The sequence below is a fragment of the Pseudodesulfovibrio mercurii genome (assembly GCF_000189295.2).
Taxonomy (GTDB): domain Bacteria; phylum Desulfobacterota; class Desulfovibrionia; order Desulfovibrionales; family Desulfovibrionaceae; genus Pseudodesulfovibrio; species Pseudodesulfovibrio mercurii.
Map to the genome: position 1 here is coordinate 2,470,528 of NC_016803.1, position 22,476 is coordinate 2,493,003.

Below are 22,476 nucleotides of genomic sequence, written 5' to 3' on the forward strand. Positions count from 1 at the left end.
AGTTAATGACCATTCACTAAGGAAAGTCAAGACGTCCCGCGCGGAACGACGGCGAAACCGGAACCCCCCGCCGGACGGCGCTCCGGCCGTCCGCCGTCCGGCCTTGACGCGGGCACCCCTTTGCTTCAGGCTTTATGGTGAGACGAATCCCCCGGACCCGTCGGCCACCTCTTCACGAAGCGAGACGGACATGGAATCGATACCGGACAGGCACTGGCACCACGTGGACGGCGCGGAAGCGGCCCGACTCCTCGACACGGACCCCGAGCGGGGGCTGGACGAGGACCGGGCGGCCCGGCGGCTCCGGCGGTTCGGCGAGAACGTCCTGACCGGCAAGCGGGGCCGGACCGACCTGGAACGGTTCCTGACCCAGTTCCACCAGCCCCTGGTCTACATCCTCATCGCGGCCGGGATCGTGACCGCCATCCTCGGCCAGTGGGTGGACGCCGGGGTCATCTTCGGCGTGGTCCTGGTCAACGCGGTCGTCGGGTATTTCCAGGAGTCCAAGGCGGTCCGCGCCCTGGACTCCCTGGCCGCCGACCTGAGCGTCGAGGCCGAGGTCCTGCGGGACGGCAGGACCCGGCGCATCCCCGCGCCCCTGGTGGTCCCCGGCGACCTGGTCCGGCTGCGCTCCGGGGACAGGGTCCCGGCGGACCTGCGCCTGGTCTCCGGCCGGGAGCTGCGCCTGGACGAGTCCATGCTCACCGGCGAATCCCTGCCCGTGGACAAGAACCCCGCCCCCCTGCCCCCGGACACGGTCCTGGCCGAGCGCCGGAACATGGCCTATGCGGGCACCCTGGTTGGTTCGGGCCAGGGGCTCGGCCTGGCCGTGGCCACGGGCGACCGCACCGAGATCGGGCGCATCTCCAACCTCATCGACACGGCCGGCGAGCTGGAGACGCCCCTGACCCGCCGGATCGCCCGGTTCAGCCGCGTGCTGCTCCTGGCCATCCTGGGGCTGGCCGCGGCCGCCTTCGTCCTGGGGGTGCTGCGCCGCCAGCCCCTGGGCGAGACCTTCATGGCCGCCGTGGCCCTGGCCGTGGGGGCCATCCCCGAGGGGCTACCCGCGGCCGTGACCATCATCCTGGCCATGGGCGTGTCGCGCATGGCCGGGCGCAAGGCGATCATCCGCAAGCTCCCGGCCGTGGAGACCCTGGGCGGAACCACGGTCATCTGCTCGGACAAGACCGGCACCCTGACCGAGAACCAGATGACGGTCCAGGCGGTCTTTGCCGGGGGCCGGTCCTACGCGGTCTCCGGCACGGGCTACGGCCCGGAGGGGAGCATCACGCCCGCCCACGGCCCGGAGGCTCACGAGGGGTCCGACGCGGCCCTCACGGCCTGCCTGCGCGCCGGGCTGCTGTGCAACGACGCGACGATCATCGTCCGCGACGGCCGCCATCTGGTGGAGGGCGACCCCACCGAGGGCGCCCTGCTGGTCTCGGCCGGGAAGTTCGGCCTGGACCGGGACCGGGAGCTGGCGGCCCGCCCCAGGCTGGACGAGTTGCCCTTCGAGTCCGAGCGGCAGTCCATGGCCACCCTGCACGAGACGCCCGGCCGGGACGGCCGCACCCTCCTGCTCAAGGGCGCGGTGGAACGGGTCCTTACGTGCTGCGCCGAGGGGCTGACCTCCTCGGGCGAGGTCGGCGGCCTGGACCGGGAGGCCGTGGCCGAGGCCCAGCGGGCCATGGCCGCCGCCGGGCTGCGCGTCCTGGCCTTCGCCCGCAGGGAGCTGCCCGGCGACGCCCGGCTGGACCCCGCCGGGACGTGCGCGGACATGGTCTTCCTCGGGTTGCAGGGCATGATGGACCCGCCGCGCGCCGAGGCGGGCGCGGCCATCGCCGCCTGCCGCCGGGCCGGGATCGAGGTCAAGATGATCACCGGGGACCACGCCCTGACCGCCGAGGCCGTCGGGCGCAGGCTCGGGCTGGGCGGCGACAGGTGCGGGGACGGCGCGACCTGCCCGGTCATGACCGGCCGCGAGATCGCCGGGCTGGACGACGCCGGGCTGGCCGAACGCGTCCGGGACGTCCCGGTCTTCGCCCGGGTCACCCCCGAGCAGAAGCTGCGCCTGGTCACGGCCCTGCAACGCAACGGCGAGATCTGCGCCATGACCGGGGACGGGGTCAACGACGCCCCGGCCCTGAAGCGGGCGGACATCGGCGTGGCCATGGGCGTGACCGGCACCGAGGCGGCCAAGGAGGCCGCGGACATGGTCCTGACCGACGACAATTTCGCGACCATCGAGGCCGCCGTGGAAGAGGGGCGCGGCGTGTTCGACAACCTGATCAAGTTCCTGGCCTGGACCCTGCCGACCAACGCGGGCGAGGGGCTGGTCATCCTGGCGGCCGTCCTGTTTGGGACCCCCCTGCCCATCCTGCCGGTCCAGATCCTGTGGATCAACATGACCACGGCGGGCTGCCTGGGCATCACCCTGGCCTTCGAGCCCCGCGAGCCGGGGATCATGGACCGCCCGCCCCGGCGCCCGGACCGGCCCCTGCTGGACCGGGCCGTGCTGCGCCGCATGGCCATGGTCAGCCTGCTCCTGCCCGCCTGCGCCTTCGCCCTGTTCCACCGGGAGCTGGCCGGCGGGGCGTCCATGGAGGCGGCCCGGACCGTGGCGGTCAACGTCTTCGTCATGGTCGAGGCCTTCTACCTGTTGAGCGCCCGGTCCTTCACCCGCTCGCCCCTGGCCCTGGGGCTGTCCACCAACAAATGGGTCCTGGGCGGGGTCGGGGCCATGCTGGTCCTGCAACTGCTCTACTCCGACCTCCCGGTCATGCACCGCCTCTTCGCCTCCGCGTCCATGGACCTCGGGCAATGGGCCGCCGTCGCGGGCTGCGGCCTGGCCGTCCACCTCCTGGTGGAGCTCGACAAGAAGCTGTTCCCGGGCATCTGAGGGGTCGGAACAGACCGGAATATCAAAGGATACCGGGCTGTTCGCTCCCCGGCGCAGGGCCTCGCGCGCCCACGCCCCCCGAGCGCTCCCCCCCTTTCAGGGGCGGGGACCGGGGCGATTCGCCCCACAGAATCCATAAAAAACTAATTATAACACAAATATAATAGCCCACTTTGCTTCAGTTCCGATATGCCCTTGGACAAAACGGGATAATCCACCCGGAACGACAAATCCACCCTGGAGGACATATGTTCAAGAATCTCAAGCTCGGACTGAAGCTCGCCCTGGGCTTCGGATGTCTGATTCTTATCGCCGCCGCCCTGGGCAGTCTGGCCATCTACGACATGTTGACCGTAAGCGAGGATTCGCGGCAACTCGCCGAGGAATACGTCCCCGAAGTGGCCCTGGCCAACGACCTGGAACGGGACGCCCTGATGACCATGTTCGCCATGCGGGGCTATTCCTTGAGCGAATCCGAGACCTACTGGGCCGACGGACGCAAACAGCTGGAAGCGACCATGGAGACCCTGAGCAAGGCCAAGGCCCACGCCGAGCGCTACCCCAACCTGGTCAAGCTGAAGCAGGACGCGGAGAACGCCGGGCAGGGCGTGGCCGCCTACCAGGGGCTGGCCGACGAGACCCACCGGCTGCTGGGGGGCATGGCCCAGGAGCGCAAGGCCATGGACGCCGCCGCCGGGGACTTCATGGAGAACTGCCGGGCCTTCCTGGAGACCCAGAACAAGCTCCTGGACCAGGAGTTCAACGCGGGTGAGAGCCAGGCCCGGATTCTGGAGCGCCACGCCAAGATCATGCTGCTCCGCGACATCATCGACCTGTGCAACACCACCCGCGTCGGCAATTTCAAGTCCCAGGCCACCCGGACCCCCGAGATCGTGGAGTCGGCCCTGAAGTCGTTCACGCTCATGCGCGACAAGTTCGAGGCCCTCAAGGCCATCACCCGGCGGGCCGAAAACCTCCGCCAGCTCGCGGTGATCGATCGCGCGGGCACGGCCTACAGCACGGCCATGAAGCGGTACATGGAGCATTTCCAGGCCCTGGAGGGCCTGAACCAGCGGCGCAACGCGGCCGGCCTGGCCGTGCTCGCCGCGGCCCGTAACACGGCCGGGGCGGGCGTCGAGGCCACCCAGGTCCGGGCCAACACCGCCATGGCGTCCCTGAAGACCGCATCCACCGTCATGGCCATCGGGCTGTCCGCGGCCTTCCTCGTCGGGGTCCTCCTGGCCTGGGTGCTGACGCGCATGATCACGCGCCCCATCCTGAAGGGCGTGGGCTTTGCCCGGCGCATGAGCGAGGGCGACTTCACCAGCACCCTGGACATCGACCAGCGCGACGAGATCGGCGTCCTGGCCCAGGCCCTGAACGACATGGTCTCCCGGCTCCAGGCCGTGGTGGCCGACGTGGACACCGCCACCCGCAACGTGGCCGGAGGCAGCGCAGAGCTGTCCGCCTCCTCCCAGTCCCTGTCCCAGGGGGCCACGGAGCAGGCCGCGTCCATCGAGGAGGTCTCCTCGTCCATGGAGCAGATGGCCGCGAACATCGGCCAGAACGCCGAGAACGCCCGCGAGACCGAGGCCCTGGCCGCCAAGGCCGCCTCGGACGCCCGCGAGTCCGGCGGGGCCGTGGGCCAGACCGTGGAGGCCATGAAGGAGATCGCCGAAAAGATCTCGATCATCGAGGAGATCGCCCGCCAGACCAACCTGCTCGCCCTGAACGCGGCCATCGAGGCCGCGCGGGCCGGGGAGCACGGCAAGGGATTCGCCGTGGTCGCGGCCGAGGTGCGCAAGCTGGCCGAACGCTCGGGCACGGCCGCCGCAGAGATCAGCGAGCTGTCCTCGACCAGCGTGGCGGTGGCCGAAAAGGCGGGCCAAATGCTCGGCCAGCTGGTCCCGGACATCGAGCGGACCTCCGCCCTGATCCAGGAGATTACCGCGGCCAGCAACGAACAGAACGCGGGCGCCACCCAGATCAACCAGGCCATCGGCCAGCTCGACACGGTCATCCAGCAGAACGCCTCGGCCTCGGAGGAGATGGCCTCCACCAGCGAGGAGCTGTCCAGCCAGAGCCGACAGCTCCAGGAGACCATGTCCTTCTTCAACGTGGGTCACAGCGGACGCGCCGGGCGCAGGCAGGCCGTGGCGCAGGCCGCGCCGACGGCCGCCCTGCCCGCTCCCAGGCCCGCCAGGTCCGTGTCCCGGCCCGCCGTGTCCGAACACGCCGCGCCCGGAGGATTCCAGGGCGGCATGGACCTGGACATGGGCGACGAGGGCGACTTCGAGCGGTTCTGATCCCCACGCACGCATGAAAAAAGGGCCGCCCCTCCCGCATGGAGGGGCGGCCCTTGCCGTTTGATCCGGTGCGCGGCTACTCGTGGACCACGGCCGCTTCCTTGAGCAGGGCGTCGGGGACGGTCACGCCCATCTTCGCGGCCGCGGCCGTGTTGATGTGCAGGGAGAGCTGCTTCTGGAACTCCACCGGGGTGTCGCCGGGCTTGGCCCCGTTCAGGATGCGGATGGCCATGGCCCCGGTCTGGCGGCCGTGCAGGTAGTAGTCGAAGGCCAGCGCGGCGATGGCCCCGCGCGACACGGAGTCCGCGTCGGCCACGAAGACCGGCGTCCGGCTCCGCTGGCCCACCTTGACGACCACCTCCATGGCCGAGACCACGGTGTTGTCCGTGGGGACGTAGATGGCGTCCACGTTGCCCACCAGGCTGGCCGCGGCCTGCTGGACGTCGGCGGAGCTGGTCACGGTGGCCTCCACGATCTCGATGTTCCGCTCCTTGGCCGCGACCTTGATGCGGTTCAGGTTGGACACGGAGTTGGCCTCGCCCGCGTTGTACAGGAAGCCGAGCCGCTTCAGGTCGGGCAGGAACCTGCGCAGCATGTCCAGGTGCTTGCCCATGGGCATCTGGTTGGACACGCCGGTCACGTCGCCGCCCGGACGCTCGTAGTTGGTCACCAGCCCGGCGAGCAGCGGGTCGGTGATGCCGGTGAAGAGCATGGGCGTGCCCTTGAGGGCCGGGGTCTTGTCGTACTGCTTGACCAGGGCCTGGGCATTGGGCGTGGCGATGGCCACGATCATGTCCGGCTTGTCGGCCGCCACCTGGGTGGCGATCTGGTAGACAACGCTGATGTTCCCGTGGGAGTTGTAGATATTGTACTCGGCGTCGATGCCGGCGTCCTTCAGTTCATCCTGAAAACCCTTGAGAATGCCGTCCAGGGCCGGGTGTTCGACGAACTGGCTGATGTCGATGACGACCTTGCCCGCGCAGGCCGGGCCGGCCGCGCCCAGGATGAGCAGCGCGGCCATAAGACAAAGAAAACGCTTCATGAAATTCCCTCCCGAGGAACAGCTTGTGGGACAATCCCGTAAAATCCGCTAACGTGTCGGTTTTTCTATAGCAACATGAAAGGACTTGCAAGTTTTGGGCTAAGGGTGCAACATCCGGCCCCTCCAACCCACATCCCCATTCCGGATTTTGTACAATGACCCGACCCACCGCGACCCTTTTCATCCAGTGCCTGGTGGATTCCCTGAGTCCCGAGACCGGAGACGCCATGGTCCACGTGCTGGAACGCCTCGGCGTGCGCATGCACTACCCCCCGGAACAGACCTGCTGCGGCCAGCCCGCCTTCAATTCCGGGTACCGGGAGGAAGCGGCCAAGGCCGCCCGACGGTTCCTCGACATTTTTGAAAACAGCGAGGCCATCGTCTGCCCGTCCGGCTCCTGCGTGCACATGGTCCGCCACCACTACCTGGACCTGTTCCGCGACGAGCCCGCCCAGTTGGCCAGGGCGCGCATGGTCGCGGCCAGGACCTTCGAGTTCACCGAGTACCTGGTGGACGTCCTGGGCGTGACCGACCCCGGCGCGCAGCTCGGCTGCCGCTTCGACGGGGCCGTGACCTACCACGACTCCTGCCACCTCTCGCGGGGGCTGGGCATCCGGCGGCAGCCGCGCCTGCTCCTCCAGAACACGCCGGGCCTGACCCTGGTGGAGATGGACGAGTCCGACCGCTGCTGCGGCTTCGGCGGGACCTTTTCCGTCAAGTACCCGGAGATCTCCACGGCCATGGTGGACGACAAGGTCAAAACCATCCTGGACACCGGGGCCGGGACCGTGGTCGGCTGCGACGTGAGCTGCCTGATGAACATCCAGGGGAGGCTGTCGCGCCTGGGCTCCAATGTCCGCGCCCTGCACATCGCCCGCATCCTGGCCGGGGAGACGAACTAGCATGCACGAACCGAGCACCAAGACCTATGCCGAGCTGGCCCACGACGCCATCGGCAACGAGGAGCTGCACGCGGCCATCCGCATGATCCAGGAGCGCATCGGCAAGTCCACCCAGACCCTGTGGCGGGACGAGATCACCCCGGAGCACCGCCGGTTGGCCAAGGAGGCGCGGCTGCGCACCCTGGACAACCTGGACCTGGTCCTGGCCACCCTGGCCGACAAGATCCGGGCGCGCGGCGGGCACGTGTACTTCGCGGCCACGGCCGAGGACGCGCGCAACTACTGCCTGGACGTGGCCCGCAGGAACAACGTCCGGAGCGTGGTCAAGGGCAAGTCCATGACCTCGGCAGAGATCGGCGTGGACCCCCTGTTCGAGTCCGAGGGCATCGAGGTGGTCGAGACCGACCTGGGCGAATACATCATCCAGCTGGCGGGCGACACGCCCTCGCACATCATCGCCCCGTGCATCCACATGAACAAGCGCCAGATCGGCAAACTGTTCGAGGAAAAGCTTTCCATCCCTTACTCCGAGGACCCGCCGACCCTGACCAGGGCGGCGCGCAAGGCCCTGCGCGAGAAGCTCCTCGGCGCGGACATGGGCATGAGCGGCTGCAACATCGCCTGCGCCGAGACCGGCCACGTCTGCCTGGTGTCCAACGAGGGCAACATCCGCATGGCCACGACCATGCCCAGGGTCCACGTGGCCCTCATGGGCATGGAGCGGGTCACGGCCACCCTGGCCGAGCACGACATGCTCCTGCGCCTGCTGACGCGCGGCGCGGCGGCCCAGAAGGTCTCCACCTACGTCTCCTTCCTGGGCGGCCCCCGCCAGCCAGGCGAGACCGACGGCCCCGAGGAGTTCCACCTGGTGGTCATCGACAACGGGCGCATGAGGATGCTCGCCGACCCGCGCTTCCGCGAGGTCCTGTCCTGCATCCGCTGCGGCGGCTGCCTGAACGTCTGCCCGGTCTACGGGCGCATCGGCGGGCACGCCTACAACGGCCCCTACCCCGGCCCCATCGGCGCGGTGATCATGCCCCTCATCCGGGGGGTCAACGCGCACGCCGACCTCTGCCGGGGCGAGTCCCTGTGCGGGGCGTGCAAGGACATCTGCCCGGTGAACAACGACCTGCCGCGCATGCTCTCGGAACTCCGGCACATGCTCGCCTACGGCGACGCGGCCTGGAATGTGGAGCCCGTGGACAGGGCCGAGGCGCTGGCCTTCAAGGCGTGGGGCGCGGCCATGTCCAGCCGGACCGCCTACAATCTCCTGGTCCGGGCCGGACGGCTGGCCCAGGCCCCGTTCGTCCGGGACGGCGTGCTGCGCAAGGGCGTCGGCCCCCTGGCCAAGTGGACCGCCACCCGCGATTTTCCGGCCATCGCCGGGAAGACCTTTGCCGAGCGGTGGAAGACCGATCACGCCAAGCGCCTCAAGGGAGCCGACCATGAATAACGAGCAGCAGTTCCTCGACCGCATCCGCAAGGCCCTGGGCCGGGACCAGGCCCCGGACGCGGCCACCCTGTTTTCGAGCCGCCCCGAGGGCGAGCTGGACGCGCTCCTGACGCGCGCCGACCGCGACCGCGAGGGGCGGCTGGCCCTCCTGGAACAGCTGGAGCGCAACGCCGTGCCCCTGAACCTCCACGTTCACGAGGCCGAGGACCTGGCCGAGGCCGGGCTGCGCATCGCGGCCCTGGCGCGCGAGGCCGAGACCGAGTGGGGCGGGGACAAGCACGTGCTCATGCACGACGATCCCCTGCTGCGCGACCTTAACCTCCCGGAGCTCCTGGCCGACGACGCCATCCGGGTGGATGTGGCCCGCTTCGAACCGGGCGAGGACGAGCTTGCGGGCAAGGCGCGGCTGCGGGCCGTGGCCGAGTCCGCCTACATCGGCGTGACCGGCGCGGACTGGTGCGCCGCGGACTGCGCGGCCATCGCCCTGCTCACCGGGCCGGGCCACGGCCGGGCCGTGTCCCTGGTGCCGTCCATCCACGTGGCGGTGCTGCCCCTGGAGCGGCTGGTGGCCGACCTGCCCGAGGGATACGCCCTGCTCGAAGGCCGCGGGGAACTGCCCGGCTCCTTCACCTTCATCTCGGGACCGTCCAAGACGGCGGACATCGAGGCCCAGCTGGTCCACGGGGCCCACGGGCCGCGCGAGATGCACCTGTTCGTGGTCACGGGCTAGGCCCGGAACCCCTCACCTTCATCGGGAATCAGGACGCGGCCTTGCCCCTGGGCAGGGTCACGCGGACCACCGTGCCCTCGGACGAGGTGTCCATGGCGATGTTGCCGCCGTGGGCCTCGGCGGCCAGGCGGGCGGAGTAGGTGCCCAGCCCGGTGCCGTTGTGCTTGCCGGAGGTGGAATACTTGTCGAAGAAGCAGTGGCGGACCTCCTCGGGCACGGGGAGGCTGTTGCGGATTTCGAGCACGCAGGGGTCGCCGCCGGTCACGGCCACGCGCACGGGCCGGCCGCCCGAGGCCTCCACCGCGTTCTTGAGCAGGTTGGCGGTCATGCCGTAGAGCAGGGTGTTGTCCCCCTGGATGACCATGTGCATGTCCCTGTCCACGGGCTTGCCGTCCATGGTCGCCTCCACCGGGCAGGCGGGCTCGCGGTGCATGGTCGTGTCGCGCACGGCGCGCATGATGATGGCCAGCCAGTCCACGGGCCGGGGCTGGTGCTCGTAGGTCCCGGATTCGAGCTTGTACAGGGTCAGGGACTGGTTGATCAGGTCCATCATCTGCATGCCCGCCTCCTCGACCACCACGAGCATCTCCTTCTGCCGGTCGGTCAGGTTCTCGTCCTCCTGCATGAGCCGGGGCAGGCCGATGATGCCCATGAGCGGCGACTTGAGGTCGTGGCGGACGATGCGCTCCACGTCCTCCTTGAGCTTTTCCGCCGCCCGGCGCGCGGTGACGTCGATGCCGATGCACAGGATGCCGGTGGCCTTGCCCAGCTCGTCCACGATGACCGAGGTGCCCAGGGACAGGGTGGCCTTGGTCTCGTTGTGCCGGGAGACCAGGACCTCGGTGAAGGTGTGGCCGGGATTGCGTTCGAGCAGGTCGCGAAAATGGGAGCGCAGGTTCACCCCCTCCTCGTCGGTCTCGGGCAGGAGCAGCCCCACGGCCTCGCGGCCGATGAGCTCGCCCTCCAGGAATCCGTAGAACTGCAGCCCCCAGCGGTTGATGAAGAAAATCCTGCCCCTGGTGTCCACCTCCAGGACGATGAAGTGGGACTGCTCGACCAGGTCGCGGTACAGCCTGCGGCTCTCGCGCAGGCGGTTCTCGGCCTCCACCCGCTGGTCGATGATCCGGTTGCTGGCCCGTGCGCCCAGGAAGGTGCCCTGGGCGTTGGTCACGGGCACGCAGCGGTGGGACAGCCAGTGCTGCACGCCGTCGGGCCGGATGATGCGAAAATCCAGGGTGTCCGTGTCCTCGGCCCGGTGCTCCCGGAAGAGGTGGGCCTTGACCATGGGGCGGTCCTCGGGATGGACGATCCGGACCATCAGGTCCGGGTCCTTGACGAAGGCGGACCGGGGATAGCCGGTGATCCGCTCGCAGGACGGCGACATGTACAGGAACCCGCCGTCCGGGCCGCGCCAGTACTCCCAGTCGTAGGTGAAGTCGGCCACGGTCCGGAAGCGCTCCTCGCTCCGGGCGAGCTTTTCGTTGGCCGCCTTGAGCTGGCGGAAGATGGGCCGAATCTGAACGATGCCGAGCAGGATGATGACCGAGACCAGCAGGCCGATGAGCTCGAAATTCAGGTCCAGGATCCCGCGCCCCTGCCAGAACATGTACAGGGTGTGCACCCGGCGGTGGACCATGCCGATGAGCCCGGCCGCGATCAGTATCCAGGACCAGCGGCGGCCCGTCTCGGGAATGAGGAACAGGGCCAGACCCGCTGCCGCGAGCTGAATGGCGATGGAAGCGATGACGATCAGATCCATGCATCCCCCTGTATCCTGCATCGGTACCTGTCCGTACAGCTTACTCCCGAATGGATAGATTTTGCAAATAGGGTCCATGGAGCGCCCCGGGCGGGGCCGGGCGTGCGCCGGGACCGGAGGCGGGGCGTGAAAAAAGACCCGCCCGGCGGTCGCCGGACGGGCCTTCATTGTGTCGTTGCGGGGCGGACTAGAGGGTCTGCCGGGTCAGCTTGACGCGCATGACGCGCTCGATGTCCCGGACCTGGGTCTTGTCCTCGCCGGTGACCAGGCTGACGGCGTGCCCGGAGCGGCCCGCGCGGCCGGTGCGGCCGATGCGGTGGGTGTAGGTCTCCACAGTGTCGGGCATGTCGAAGTTGATGACGTGGGAGATGCGCTCGCAGTCGATGCCCCTGGCCGCGATGTCGGTGGCGACCATGATGTCGTAGCTGCCGTCACGGAACCCGTCCAGGGCGCGCTGGCGCTGGTTCTGGCTCATGTTCCCCTGGAGGAAGGTGGCGTTGTACCCGGACCCGGCCAGCTTGCGGGCCAGGTTCTTGGCCTTGTGCTTGGTCTTGGTGAAGACGAGCACGCTCTGGTGCTCGGCGCGGTCCAGGAGTTTGGTCAGCAGCTCGCTCTTGCGGTTGTTCTCCGTGGCGTAAAAACTGTGCTCCACGGACTCCACGGGCTGGGTGTTGGCCACCTGCACGGTCTTCGGGTCGTTCAGGATGTTCTCCGCGAGCTTGCGGATGTCCTGGGGCATGGTCGCCGAGAAGAGCAGGTTCTGGCGCCGGGCGGGCAGCTTGGCCAGGATGCGCTTGATGTCGGGCATGAAGCCCATGTCGAGCATGCGGTCGGCCTCGTCCAGGACCAGGGTGTCGATGTGGGTCAGGGAGACCGACCCGTTGTTCAGGAGCCGGACCAGGCGGCCGGGGCAGGCCACGATGACGCGGCAGTGGGAAAAGGCCTTGATCTGCGGGTTCATGCCCACGCCGCCGATGACCGCGCCGCAGCGGATGCCGGTGTGCCGGCCCAGCTGGTTGAAGTTCTCGTCGATCTGCAGGGCCAGCTCGCGGGTGGGGGCCAGGACCAGGACGCTGGGCAGCGCCCGGCCGGACTTGTTGCCGGTCAGCAGCCGTTGCAGGATGGGCAGGGCGAAGGCAGCGGTCTTGCCGGTGCCGGTCTGGGCCAGGCCCATGACGTCGTGCCCCTTGAGCACGAGGGGAATGGCCTGCTCCTGGATGGGAGTGGGGGTCTCATAGCCGCAATCCCGGACGCCGGCGAGGATTCGCCGATCCAGGGAGAAAGTGGAAAAAGTCATATCAACCTTTGGTAAAAAGGGGGGTGTTTTCGACGGCGCGCGACAGCGGTCGGGGTCCGGTTGCCCGGTGTATCGGAAGTGCTCTGGTACGGGAGTAAATCTTGGTTCGACGGTGTGTGGAACGTTGGGTGCCCCGATGGGGGCGAAGAAGTATTCGTTCGTCCAGTCACGCTGAGCAGAGGCCCTTATGGGCCATCCCCCGGACAAAGTAAAGGGGTATTTTCGGGTGGGGAAAAAAGACAGGCCCCCGTTCGGGAGAACGGGGGCCTTATCCTAGGGGACATGTCCGGCCGGGAGGGACCGGACGCATCAGCAGCGGGGCGGCGGACCGGGCACGACGCCGGGTCGGGCGCCGCACTCGTCCGGGGAGTCCGCGTCATCCTCCGGGTCCCGGGGGCTGACGCCCGACCTGCAGACCGGACAGAGGGTTTCGAGGATGAGGGCATCCCAGGTGCCGCTCCAACGGCATTTGTCGCATTGATAGTGCATGTCTCCTCCGTGCGTGTGACGAGACCCCGGCGGGAGACCGGGGTCCGGAAGTTGGGTGATGACGGGATCAGGCCTCGGCCGAGCCTTCGATGGCGATCTTGCGCGACACGCCTTCGGGCTTGCCGGTCCTGGGCATGGTCACGCACAGGACGCCCTTTTCGAGCCTGGCCTGAATCTTGTCGCGGTCCACGTCGTCGGGCAGGTCAAGGACCCGGCGGAAGACGCCCGAAGAGCGCTCCACACGGTAATATCCCTTGTCCTCGGTCTTTTCCTCGCTGTGCTTTTCGGCGGTCAGGATCAGGACGTCGCCGTCGATCTCGACGGACAGATCCTTTTCCTCGACACCGGGGAGGTCGGCCTGGACAACGTATTCCTTGTCCGTGCCGTAGACGTCGACCTTGGGCCGGATGGCCGCGTCCCGCAGACGGGATTGCATGAATCCGGGGGTTCGCAGCCCGAAATCGGAAAACATGGACTCGACCATGCGGTCGAATTCGGCGTGGAACTGGTCAAGCGGTGCGGCGGGGACGCCTGCTCCCTGGTCGTTGCGACGGACCGGGAGGGTCTGCTCGTGTTCCCTCTTGAACCAATTCCAGGGGTTCAGCTTGGTGGTTGCCATAGCATCCTCCTTGGAAGGGGTTAAGGTTACCTTTCGACATCCCTCTCATAAGTCCCGTGCGGCGATTGTCAAGGGGGGCCACCGGTCGCCCCGGCCGGGCTAGACCGCCCGGCGCAGGCCCTCGGGCCGCTTCCGGGCCAGTTCGAGCAGGGCGCGCCCGGCCTCGGCCAGCTCCCCGCTGTTGTCGATGGTCCGCAGGGCCGGATGGCAGACCGCGTAGTCCCCGGCCCGGCGCAGACGGTCCTCGATCTCCCCGGCGGTCTCCCGGCCGCGCAGGATCAGGCGCTGGCGCAGGATGTCCTGGTCCACGACGACCAGCACCGGGACCAGCTCCGGGTAGCGGCGGGCGGCCTCGGGCAGGTAGGCGCGGGAGCCGTTGACCACCACGTTCAGCCCCGCCTCCATCCAGGCGTCGATCTCGACGCCCACGCCGTAGCGGTTGCCGTGGCTGTCCCAGGCCAGGGCAAACAGCCCCAGGTCCAGGCGGGCCCGGTATTCGTCGGGCAGCAGGGCCACGTGGTTCTCGCCCCCGGCGTCGGCCGGGCGGGTGATGTAGCGGTGGGCGAAGGCCGCCTCCGCGCCGGGGCAGTGGTTGCGGGCGTGGAGCATGATGGAGTCCTTGCCGCAGCCGGAAGGACCGATGACGTAGATGAGTTTGCCTCGGTTCATGAGTTCTCCTTGGGATTGCCGAGCCGGGCCCGGTGGATCAGCCGGAACGGCGCGGACCGGTCCGGCTGGTGAAACAGACAGAGTTCCCCGACGGGATGGGGGCACCCCGTGACGGGCGCGGCCAGGTCGCGCAGGAGGGCCGCGAACCGCCCGCGTTCGGCCGGGTCCTCCAGCCTGCCGGTCAGGGTGATGTGGAAGCGGAACTCCCCGAGGACGTAGGGATAGCCCCACTCCGTGAGGAGGCGGTCCTGGTCCGGGGTCAGGCGACCCCCTTCGCGGCGGGCCCGGTTCTCCTCGGCCGAGGGGGGCTCGCGCAGGGGGGTCATGGCCCGCAGGCAGGCCTCGGCGTCCCGGGCCAGCCGGACCTGCTCCGCCGGGACCAGGGCCAGGAAGCCGCCGACCCCGCGCACGGACAGGGGGGCCAGGGTGAACGGGTCCAGATCCCTGGCCAGGCCGTCCAGCCGCCCGACGATCCCGGCCTCGTCCACGCCGGACGCCGGGACGAAGGGCGGCATGAGGGTGCCGTGGAAGCCGTAGTGGCGCGGCGACCGGGTGGCCTCGCGCCAGGCGTCGGGGGACAGGCCGTCGGGCAGGACCGGGTCCACGGCCAGGCCGGTCTCGTTGTCCCGGCCGAGCCAGGCCGCGCCGAAGCGCTCCAGGTCGGAGCCCCGCTCCGGGGCGTAATACACGCCGTAGCGCGCGCTCGTCGAAATGCTCACGGATTCACGCTCCCCTCGTACCTGTCCAGGAAGGTCTCCACGTCCAGGGCGCGGAAGTCGGCCAGGGCGCCCTTCAGGCAGTCGTGGGGCCAGTCCCACCAGGCCAGGCGCAGGAGCCGTGCGCGCACCTCGGCCGGGAACCGCTCGCGGATGAGCCGGGCCGGGACCCCGCCGACCACGGCGTAGGGCGGCACGTCCTTCGAGACCACGGCCCCGGCCCCGACCACCGCGCCGTGGCCCACGGTCACGCCGGGCAGGATCACGGCCCCGTGGCCGATCCAGACGTCGCAGCCGATGCGCGTGCGCCGGGTGCGCCGCCACTCGAAGATGGCCTCGTCGTCCGGGCCGAAGCCGTAGCGCGCGCTGCGGTAGGTGAAGTGGTGCTGGGAGGGCCGCCACATGGGGTGGTTGGTGGGCCCGATGCGCACGTTGGAGGCGATGGACGCGAACTTGCCGATGTCGGCGTGGGCCACGTCGCAATACGGGCTCAGGTAGGCGTAGTCGCCCAGGGTGGATTCGAGCATCAGGCAGTGCTCCAGGACCTCGGTGTAGGGGCCGAGCAGGCTGTCGCGGACGTCCGCCGTGGGGTGGACCGTGGGGTCCGGGCCGAGCCGGACGTCCCCGTGGAGGTGTGGGTGCATGTGCATGGCTCCTGACTGACAAATGCGCCCGGTTTGGAAAAGCACGGACGCGCATCATTTCCGCGACGAAGTTGACGGTTATGTTACAACAACTTGAAATCCCTGTCCAAAGCGGACAAGTGGGGGACTTGTCTAGTGTGCTCCGCCCGATGCCGGCCTACCACGTTCCCGAACGCGGCCCGATCCCCGGACCCGGCAAACCCGGAACGTGTCATGACCCTATCACGACTCCACCAGAATCTGCACCCAGTCGCTGGCGAACAGGCAGACGCCGAACTCCACGGGCACGCCCGAGGGGTCCACGTTGACGCTCTCGGTGACCAGTACCGGACGGGTCCTGGGCTGGCGCAGCTCGCGGGCCTCCTCGGCCGTGGGCATGCGGGCGATGATCCGGGTCCGGCGGCGCGCGTAGTCGGCCACCCCGTAGTGGGCCAGGGTCCGGGTCACGGACCTGAGTTCGCGGTACACGCGGACCATGCCCGGGAACAGGGTCCTGGGAAAGAAGGCCGTGGAATAGCTGATGCGGCGGCCGTCCGCCTCGCCCGCGCTGGTGATGCGCGTGACCACCTCGCCCGGCGCGATGCCCAGGGCCTCGGCCACCTGCGGATCGGCCTCGGCGTCCACGGCCGTGAGCAGGATGTTGCCCGGCGCGCGCCGCTGGCGGGACAGGTTCTCGCTGAACCGCGTGCGGCGGCCGACCGGATAGTGGACCACCTGCTCGCGCACGAAGGAGCCGCGCCCCTGTTCCACGCGGATGAGCCCGTCCTCCTCCAGGGCGGACAGGGCGCGCCGGATGGTGTGGCGGTTGACCCCGTACTGGCGGGACAGGCCGTGTTCGGACGGCAGCCGGTCGCCCGGACCGAACCGTCCGGACGAGATGGCCGCCCCCAGAAGGGCATGGATCTGCCGCCACAGGGCGACCCCGTTTCCGCGCGTGAGCATGGCTGCACCTCGACTGTTTTTCCAACGGGACAACACGGACGCCGCCGCTTGTCTAGACAACTCGTGAGGATTTCACAGAAATGAAACCCGACAGTGACATGAAGGCCCCCATGGACCCGGCCGACCGGGCCAGAAAGAACTGGATGGGGGTTCTGGCCCGGACCGGCACGGACAGCCTGGAGGCGGCCTACGCCCGGCTCGACCCGGAACCCCGATTCGAACATCTGCGACCGCCCGAGGTGGGCATGGCCCTGGTCCGCGCCAGGGCAGAGGCCCGGGGCGAACGCTTCAACCTCGGTGAGATGACCCTGTGCCGCTGCACGGTCCGCCTGGCGGACGGCAGCGTGGGCCACGGCTTCGTGGCCGGGCGCGACAAGCGGCACGCCGAATTGGCGGCCCTGTTCGACGCCCTGCTCCAGGACCCGGACTCGGGTCCCGCCCTGCACAAAACCGTCATCGACCCGCTCGCCGCCTCGCTGGCCCAGGCCCGCAGGGCGCGGGCCGACAAAACCGCGGCCACCAGGGTGAACTTCTTCACCATGGTGCGCGGCCAAGACTAGGGGGAACCCATGCAAGGACACGCCATGGACGCGGCCCGCGAGCCGCGCGATCCGGCCCTTGAGAACCAGCGTATTTTCCGGGCCATACTCCTGACCATGTCCCGTCCGGGCACGGTCACCGTGCTCGGCAACTGGCCCAAGCCGCCCAAGGGGCTGCACCCGGCCGCGGCCGCGGTCTGCCTGGCCCTGGTGGACATGGACACGCCCCTGTGGATCGGGCCCGCCGCGCCGCTCGACATCCAGACCTACCTGCGCTTCCACTGCGGCTGCACCGTCTCCCGCAGGCCGGAGAGCGCGGCCTTCGGCCTGATCCTCGACGGCCTGGAGCTGCCGGACCTCGGCCAGTTCCACCCCGGCGACCTCGAATACCCGGACCGCTCGGCCACCCTGATCATCCAGGTCCGGGCCATGAACGTGGGCCGGGGCATTCCCCTGTCCGGGCCGGGCATCCAGGGTGAGACCCGGCTGCACGTGGACGGGCTCAACCCGAACTTCTGGCGGTCGCTGCAACGCAACTCCCGGCGCTTCCCGCTGGGCTTCGACGTGATCCTGGCAACGCAAACGGAGATCGTCTCGCTCCCGAGGACGATCCAGGTGGGGATATAACGTGTACGTAGCCGTCAAGGGTGGCGAACAGGCCATCGACAACGCCCATCGGCTCCTGGCCGAGGAGCGCCGGGGCGAACCGACCGTCCCGGAACTGACCGTGGAACAGATACTTCAACAGATGCGCCTGGCCGTGGACCGGGTCATGAGCGAAGGCTCGCTCTACGACCCGTGGCTGGCGGCCCTGGCCGTGAAGCAGGCGCGCGGCGACCTGGTGGAGGCGGTCTTCCTCCTGCGGGCCTACCGGACCACCCTGCCCCGGCTGTACGACTCCCTGCCCGTGGACACCACGGCCATGGAGACCCGCCGCCGCGTCTCGGCCACATTCAAGGACATCCCCGGAGGCCAGGTCCTGGGACCGACCTTCGACTACACCCACCGGCTCCTGGACTTCGGCCTGGCCGCCGGAGGGTCCCCCGAACCCGCGGCCACGGCCCCGGACAACGGACCGGACGGCGCGCCCCTCTCAAGGGTCATGGACCTGCTGGCCGAGGAAGGGCTGGTGGAACGGCCCGGCCATGGCGCGGAGGACCGCCGGGAGGTCGGGGACATCACCCGCGATCCCCTGACCTATCCGGCCGCCCGTGACATCCGCCTCCAGAACCTGGCGCGCGGGGACGAGGGGTTCCTGCTGGCGCTCGGCTACTCCAGCCAGCGCGGCTTCGGCGACAACCACCCCTTTGCGGGCGAGATCCGCATGGGCGAGGTGGCCGTGTCCATCCGCCCGGACGAACTCGGCTTCGAGGTGGAGATCGGCGACATCACCGTGTCCGAGTGCGAGATGGTCACCAAATTCAAGGGGTCCAGGGACGAGTTGCCCCGGTTCACGCGCGGCTACGGCCTGTCCTTCGGCTACAACGAGCGCAAGGTCATGGCCATGGCCCTGGTGGACCGCTCCCTCCAGGCCCGCGAGCTGGGCGAGGACATCGACGCGCCCTCGCGGGACGAGGAGTTCGTCCTGTCCCACAGCGACAACGTGGAGGCCCAGGGGTTCGTCCAGCACCTCAAGCTGCCGCACTACGTGGACTTCCAGGCCGACCTGGTCATGGTCCGCGGCATGCGCGCCGAAATCCGCAAACGGGCCGGGTCCAAGGCCGAAACCGAGGAGGCCGCATGACCGCCGTCAAGACTCCCGCCGCAACAGCCGCCGCCCGGCCGTCCGCCTCCGTGGAGGCGGGCTACAACTACGGCTACCTGAACGAGCAGACCAAGCGCATGATCCGCCGGGCCATCCTCAAGGCCGTGGCCATCCCCGGCTACCAGGTGCCCTTCGCCGGGCGCGAGATGCCCATGCCCTACGGCTGGGGCACGGGCGGCATCCAGCTGTCCGCCTCCATCCTCGGGCCGGACGACGTCTTCAAGGTCATCGACCAGGGCGCGGACGACACCACCAACGCGGTCTCCATCCGCAAGTTCTTCGCCAAGGTCACCGGGGTCGAGACCACGGAGCGGACCTTGGATGCCACGGTCATCCAGACCCGCCACCGCATCCCCGAGACCCCGCTGGCCGAGGGCCAGATCATGGTCTACCAGGTGCCCATCCCCGAGCCCCTGCGCTGGGTGGAGCCGCGCGAGACCGAGACGCGCAAGATGCACGCCCTGGAGGAGTACGGGGTCATGCACGTCCAGCTCTACGAGGACATCGCCCGCCACGGGCGCATCGCCACCAACTTCATGTACCCGGTCCGGGTCAACGGCCGGTACATCATGAGCCCGTCGCCCATCCCCAAGTTCGACAACCCCAAGCTGGACAACTCCCCGGCCCTGCACGTCTTCGGCGCGGGGCGCGAGAAGCGCATCTACGCCGTGCCGCCCTACACCGAGGTCAGAAGCCTGGATTTCGAGGATTTCCCCTTCTCGGTGGAGACCTGGGACGGGTGCTGCGCCCTGTGCGGGGCCACGGACAGCTACCTGGACGAGGTCATCCTCAACGACGCGGGCGAGCGCATGTTCGTCTGCTCGGACACCGACTACTGCGCCACCCGCCGCGCCCAGGGGCACACCGGCCCCATGGCCGACCGCGAGGAGCTGGCCGAACTCACGGGCAAGCGGCCCGGCAAGGAGGGAAGCAAGGCATGACCACTGTGCCGCAACCCATGATCCGCGTGCGCGGCATCACCAAGAAATACGGCGAGATGATCGGCTGCCGGAACATCTCCTTCGACCTCTGGCCCGGCGAGGTCATGGGCATCGTGGGCGAGTCCGGCTCGGGCAAGTCCACCCTGCTCGGCTGCCTGTCCGGGCGCATGGAACCGACCTCCGGGTCGGTCCGCTACGCGTCCCGCGAGTTCGGCGAGATCGACGTGCACGGCTGCGCCGAGCCCGTCCGGCGCAAGCTGCTGCGCACCGAGCTGGGCGTGGTCCACCAGAACCCGCGCGACGGGCTGCGCCTGGGCGTGACGGCCGGGGCCAACCTGGGCGAACGGCTCATGGCCGTGGGCGCGCGCCACTACGGGAACATCCGGGCCGAGGCCCTCAGGTGGCTGGCCGAGGTGGAGATCGAGGCCGGGCGCATCGACCACTTTCCCAAGACCTTTTCCGGCGGCATGCAGCAGCGTCTGCAGATCGCCTGCAACCTGATCACCCAGCCCAGGATCGTGTTCATGGACGAGCCCACGGGCGGCCTGGACGTGTCGGTCCAGGCGCGGCTGCTGGACCTCCTGCGCAACCTGGTCTCGCGCCTGGGGCTGTCGGTCATCATCGTCACCCACGACCTGGCCGTGGCCCGGCTCCTGGCCCACCGGCTGATGGTCATGCAGGGCGGCGAGGTGGTCGAGACCGGGCTGACCGACCAGGTCCTGGACGATCCCCAACACCCCTACAGCCAGCTGCTGGTCTCCTCGATCCTGCAAGCCTAGGAGCTTCCATGACGACCATGATTTCGGTTCGCGGCCTGGACAAGACCTTCACCCTGCACACCCAGGGCGGCACGGTCATCCCGGTCTTCTCCCGTCTCGACCTCGACGTGAACGCGGGCGAGTGCGTGGCCCTGGCCGGGCCCTCGGGCGCGGGCAAGTCCTCGCTCATCTGCTCGCTCTACGGCAACTACCGGCCCCAGGCGGGCTCGGTGGCCGTCCGCCACGAGGGCGGGATGGTCGACATCGTCACCGCCACGCCCCGCCAGGTCCTGGACATCCGCAGGCTGACCATGGGCTACGTCAGCCAGTTCCTGCGCGTGGTGCCGCGCGTCCCGGCCCTGGACGTGGTGGCCGAGCCCCTGGTCGGCCCGACCGGGGACCTCACGGCCGCCCGCGACCGGGCCGCCTTCCTGCTGCGGCGGCTGAACATCCCGTCCGCCCTGTGGTCCCTGCCCCCGGCCACCTTCTCCGGCGGCGAGCAGCAGCGGGTCAACATCGCGCGCGGCTTCAGCGTGGAATACCCGATCCTGCTCCTGGACGAGCCCACCGCCTCCCTGGACGCCGAGAACCGGCGCGTGGTGGTCTCCCTCATCAACGAGGCCAAGGCCCGGGGCACGGCCGTGGTCGGCATCTTCCACGACGAGGAGGTGCGCGACCTGGTGGCCGACCGGCTGTTCGAGATGCGCAGCTTCAAGGAGGCCGCATGACCCGCGAACGCATCCTCAAGAACGCCCGCATCGTCCTGCGCGACGAGATCATGACCGGCGCGGTCCGGCTGGCGGACGGGGTCATCACGTCCATCGACCCCGGCACGTGCAACGTGACCAACGCCGAGGACATGGGCAACGACTACCTCCTGCCCGGCTTCGTGGAGCTGCACACCGACAACCTGGAGCAGGAGTTGGAGCCCCGGCCGGGCGTGTTCTGGCCCGATCCCCTGGCCGCGGTCCTGGCCCACGACAACACCATGGCGGGCGCGGGCATCACCACGGTCCTCGACGCGGTGTCGCTCGGCGAATACCACGACGGACCCAAGCGCGCGCAGATGATGGACCTGTCCCTCAAGGCCCTGCGGCGGGCCCGGGCCACGGGCATCCTGCGGGCGGACCACCGGCTGCACCTGCGCTGCGAATTTTCCGACCCCAAGGTCCTGGACATGCTCCGGCCGCACATAGACGACCCGGTGCTCATGCTCGTCTCGCTCATGGACCACACGCCGGGCCAGCGCCAGTTCACGGACACGGACAAGTACCGGACATACTACAAGAAAGGCTGGAGCGACGAGGAGTTCGCCGAGATCGCCCGGCGTCTGCGGGCCACCCAGGCGGCCTGCGCCGCGAGCAACCGACAGGCCATCGTGGACCTGTGCCGCGCGCGGACCATCCCCATGGCCAGCCATGACGACACCCTGCCCGAGCACGTGGCCCAGGCCGTGGCCGAGGGCATGGCCATCGCCGAGTTCCCGACCACGCGCACGGCCGCCCGGCTGGCCCGCGAACACGGCATCCGTATCGTCATGGGCGGCCCCAACCTGGTCCGGGGCGCGTCCCACTCGGGCAACGTCTCGGCCCGCGAACTGGCCGAGGCCGGGCTCCTGGACATCATCTCCTCGGACTACGTACCCGGCAGCCTGGTGGCCGGGGCCTTCGCCCTGCACCGCCAGACCGGCCTGTCCCTGCCCGACGCCGTGGCCCGGATCAGCGCCAACCCGGCCGACGCCGTGGGTCTGACCGACCGGGGGCGCATCGCCTGCGGCCTGCGCGCGGACCTGGTCCGGGTGCGCGAGATCGAGGGCGTGCCCGCCGTGTTACGGACGTGGTCGGTCGGATGTTCGGGGAAGCTCGAAATCACAACAAAAAACGCGGCCTGATTGTTACGGCGGCAAGCGACGATTCCGTCAAACCGTCACCCGGTCACCATACCCCCGTTGCAGGGACCGTGTAGACCCTTCACGGTGAGGGAAGCCGTCGTCTCCGGACCGGGCC

General features: G+C 69.2%; 20 protein-coding genes. 12 read left to right on the forward strand and 8 right to left on the reverse strand.

The window, feature by feature from the left end; translation table 11 throughout:
* Positions 1-190: 190 nt before the first annotated feature.
* Both DND132_RS11190 and DND132_RS11195 read left to right on the forward strand, forming a co-directional pair.
* Positions 191-2,899, forward strand: a complete 2,709-nt coding sequence (locus tag DND132_RS11190) for an HAD-IC family P-type ATPase (protein WP_014322855.1) — start codon at positions 191-193, stop codon at positions 2,897-2,899.
* A gap of 248 nt (positions 2,900-3,147) precedes the next feature.
* The gene (locus DND132_RS11195) at positions 3,148-5,205 is read left to right on the forward strand and encodes a methyl-accepting chemotaxis protein (RefSeq protein ID WP_014322856.1); all 2,058 of its coding nucleotides are present in this window, start codon (positions 3,148-3,150) and stop codon (positions 5,203-5,205) included.
* A 76-nt stretch (positions 5,206-5,281) separates the two neighbouring features.
* On the opposite strand, the gene DND132_RS11200 is transcribed toward DND132_RS11195, so the two are convergent.
* The gene (locus DND132_RS11200; protein WP_014322857.1) at positions 5,282-6,247 is read right to left on the reverse strand and encodes an ABC transporter substrate-binding protein; all 966 of its coding nucleotides are present in this window, start codon (positions 6,245-6,247) and stop codon (positions 5,282-5,284) included.
* 155 nt (positions 6,248-6,402) lie between these two features.
* On the opposite strand from DND132_RS11200, the gene DND132_RS11205 reads away from it, so the two are divergent.
* Genes DND132_RS11205 through DND132_RS11215 form a run of 3 tightly spaced genes read left to right on the forward strand, consistent with a single transcriptional unit; the run spans position 6,403 to position 9,332 of the window.
* A complete protein-coding gene (locus tag DND132_RS11205) occupies positions 6,403-7,149 on the forward strand; it encodes a (Fe-S)-binding protein (protein WP_014322858.1) in 747 nt (248 codons plus the stop codon).
* Position 7,150: 1 nt separating this feature from the next.
* Positions 7,151-8,602, forward strand: a complete 1,452-nt coding sequence (locus DND132_RS11210; RefSeq protein WP_014322859.1) for a LutB/LldF family L-lactate oxidation iron-sulfur protein — start codon at positions 7,151-7,153, stop codon at positions 8,600-8,602.
* Entirely contained in the window at positions 8,595-9,332 is a 738-nt protein-coding gene (locus tag DND132_RS11215) for a LutC/YkgG family protein (RefSeq protein WP_014322860.1), read from the forward strand. Before DND132_RS11210 ends, DND132_RS11215 begins: the two co-directional genes overlap by 8 nt.
* A gap of 28 nt (positions 9,333-9,360) precedes the next feature.
* Here the strand turns inward: DND132_RS11215 and DND132_RS17710 are convergent, their stop codons facing one another.
* From DND132_RS17710 to phnF, 7 genes are all read right to left on the reverse strand, one after another.
* Complete coding sequence (locus DND132_RS17710) at positions 9,361-11,091, reverse strand: PAS domain-containing sensor histidine kinase (protein ID WP_014322861.1); 1,731 nt, start codon at positions 11,089-11,091, stop codon at positions 9,361-9,363.
* 187 nt (positions 11,092-11,278) lie between these two features.
* Positions 11,279-12,388, reverse strand: a complete 1,110-nt coding sequence (locus DND132_RS11225; RefSeq protein WP_014322862.1) for a DEAD/DEAH box helicase — start codon at positions 12,386-12,388, stop codon at positions 11,279-11,281.
* 556 nt (positions 12,389-12,944) lie between these two features.
* Positions 12,945-13,496, reverse strand: coding sequence for an Hsp20/alpha crystallin family protein (locus tag DND132_RS11235; protein ID WP_014322864.1), 552 nt, complete (start codon positions 13,494-13,496; stop codon positions 12,945-12,947).
* A gap of 99 nt (positions 13,497-13,595) precedes the next feature.
* Entirely contained in the window at positions 13,596-14,165 is a 570-nt protein-coding gene (phnN, locus tag DND132_RS11240) for a phosphonate metabolism protein/1,5-bisphosphokinase (PRPP-forming) PhnN (protein ID WP_014322865.1), read from the reverse strand.
* Positions 14,162-14,884, reverse strand: a complete 723-nt coding sequence (locus DND132_RS11245) for a DUF1045 domain-containing protein (RefSeq protein ID WP_014322866.1) — start codon at positions 14,882-14,884, stop codon at positions 14,162-14,164. The genes phnN and DND132_RS11245 overlap by 4 nt, the downstream gene beginning before the upstream one ends.
* Entirely contained in the window at positions 14,881-15,525 is a 645-nt protein-coding gene (locus DND132_RS11250; RefSeq protein WP_014322867.1) for a DapH/DapD/GlmU-related protein, read from the reverse strand. Before DND132_RS11250 ends, DND132_RS11245 begins: the two co-directional genes overlap by 4 nt.
* 222 nt (positions 15,526-15,747) lie before the next feature.
* Entirely contained in the window at positions 15,748-16,467 is a 720-nt protein-coding gene (phnF, locus tag DND132_RS11255; protein WP_014322868.1) for a phosphonate metabolism transcriptional regulator PhnF, read from the reverse strand.
* 80 nt (positions 16,468-16,547) lie between these two features.
* On the opposite strand from phnF, the gene phnG reads away from it, so the two are divergent.
* Genes phnG through DND132_RS11290 form a run of 7 tightly spaced genes read left to right on the forward strand, consistent with a single transcriptional unit; the run spans position 16,548 to position 22,361 of the window.
* A complete protein-coding gene (gene phnG, locus DND132_RS11260; RefSeq protein ID WP_014322869.1) occupies positions 16,548-17,027 on the forward strand; it encodes a phosphonate C-P lyase system protein PhnG in 480 nt (159 codons plus the stop codon).
* A 9-nt stretch (positions 17,028-17,036) separates the two neighbouring features.
* Positions 17,037-17,633 (forward strand): phosphonate C-P lyase system protein PhnH, encoded by a 597-nt coding sequence (gene phnH, locus DND132_RS11265; RefSeq protein ID WP_148266990.1) that lies wholly within the window; start codon positions 17,037-17,039, stop codon positions 17,631-17,633.
* Position 17,634: 1 nt separating this feature from the next.
* Entirely contained in the window at positions 17,635-18,750 is a 1,116-nt protein-coding gene (locus DND132_RS11270) for a carbon-phosphorus lyase complex subunit (protein ID WP_014322871.1), read from the forward strand.
* The gene (locus DND132_RS11275; RefSeq protein WP_014322872.1) at positions 18,747-19,712 is read left to right on the forward strand and encodes an alpha-D-ribose 1-methylphosphonate 5-phosphate C-P-lyase PhnJ; all 966 of its coding nucleotides are present in this window, start codon (positions 18,747-18,749) and stop codon (positions 19,710-19,712) included. Before DND132_RS11270 ends, DND132_RS11275 begins: the two co-directional genes overlap by 4 nt.
* Positions 19,709-20,491, forward strand: coding sequence for a phosphonate C-P lyase system protein PhnK (phnK, locus tag DND132_RS11280; RefSeq protein ID WP_014322873.1), 783 nt, complete (start codon positions 19,709-19,711; stop codon positions 20,489-20,491). Before DND132_RS11275 ends, phnK begins: the two co-directional genes overlap by 4 nt.
* A gap of 8 nt (positions 20,492-20,499) precedes the next feature.
* Positions 20,500-21,198, forward strand: coding sequence for a phosphonate C-P lyase system protein PhnL (phnL, locus tag DND132_RS11285; protein ID WP_014322874.1), 699 nt, complete (start codon positions 20,500-20,502; stop codon positions 21,196-21,198).
* Complete coding sequence (locus DND132_RS11290) at positions 21,195-22,361, forward strand: alpha-D-ribose 1-methylphosphonate 5-triphosphate diphosphatase (protein WP_014322875.1); 1,167 nt, start codon at positions 21,195-21,197, stop codon at positions 22,359-22,361. The genes phnL and DND132_RS11290 overlap by 4 nt, the downstream gene beginning before the upstream one ends.
* Positions 22,362-22,476: the final 115 nt, after the last annotated feature.

Excerpts from the sequence above, each read along its gene's own strand:
- DND132_RS11195 (WP_014322856.1), top strand. The coding sequence starts at position 3,148 with ATGTTCAAGAATCTCAAGCTCGGACTGAAGCTCGCCCTGGGCTTCGGA.
- DND132_RS11290 (WP_014322875.1), top strand. The coding sequence starts at position 21,195 with ATGACCCGCGAACGCATCCTCAAGAACGCCCGCATCGTCCTGCGCGAC.
- phnF (WP_014322868.1), bottom strand. The coding sequence starts at position 16,467 with ATGCTCACGCGCGGAAACGGGGTCGCCCTGTGGCGGCAGATCCATGCC.
- DND132_RS11275 (WP_014322872.1), top strand. The coding sequence starts at position 18,747 with ATGACCGCCGTCAAGACTCCCGCCGCAACAGCCGCCGCCCGGCCGTCC.
- DND132_RS11190 (WP_014322855.1), top strand. The coding sequence starts at position 191 with ATGGAATCGATACCGGACAGGCACTGGCACCACGTGGACGGCGCGGAA.
- DND132_RS11210 (WP_014322859.1), top strand. The coding sequence starts at position 7,151 with ATGCACGAACCGAGCACCAAGACCTATGCCGAGCTGGCCCACGACGCC.
- phnH (WP_148266990.1), top strand. The coding sequence starts at position 17,037 with ATGCAAGGACACGCCATGGACGCGGCCCGCGAGCCGCGCGATCCGGCC.
- DND132_RS11215 (WP_014322860.1), top strand. The coding sequence starts at position 8,595 with ATGAATAACGAGCAGCAGTTCCTCGACCGCATCCGCAAGGCCCTGGGC.
- phnG (WP_014322869.1), top strand. The coding sequence starts at position 16,548 with ATGAAACCCGACAGTGACATGAAGGCCCCCATGGACCCGGCCGACCGG.
- DND132_RS11225 (WP_014322862.1), bottom strand. The coding sequence starts at position 12,388 with ATGACTTTTTCCACTTTCTCCCTGGATCGGCGAATCCTCGCCGGCGTC.
- DND132_RS17710 (WP_014322861.1), bottom strand. The coding sequence starts at position 11,091 with ATGGATCTGATCGTCATCGCTTCCATCGCCATTCAGCTCGCGGCAGCG.
- DND132_RS11250 (WP_014322867.1), bottom strand. The coding sequence starts at position 15,525 with ATGCACCCACACCTCCACGGGGACGTCCGGCTCGGCCCGGACCCCACG.
- phnK (WP_014322873.1), top strand. The coding sequence starts at position 19,709 with ATGACCACTGTGCCGCAACCCATGATCCGCGTGCGCGGCATCACCAAG.
- DND132_RS11205 (WP_014322858.1), top strand. The coding sequence starts at position 6,403 with ATGACCCGACCCACCGCGACCCTTTTCATCCAGTGCCTGGTGGATTCC.
- DND132_RS11200 (WP_014322857.1), bottom strand. The coding sequence starts at position 6,247 with ATGAAGCGTTTTCTTTGTCTTATGGCCGCGCTGCTCATCCTGGGCGCG.
- phnN (WP_014322865.1), bottom strand. The coding sequence starts at position 14,165 with ATGAACCGAGGCAAACTCATCTACGTCATCGGTCCTTCCGGCTGCGGC.
- phnL (WP_014322874.1), top strand. The coding sequence starts at position 20,500 with ATGACGACCATGATTTCGGTTCGCGGCCTGGACAAGACCTTCACCCTG.
- DND132_RS11235 (WP_014322864.1), bottom strand. The coding sequence starts at position 13,496 with ATGGCAACCACCAAGCTGAACCCCTGGAATTGGTTCAAGAGGGAACAC.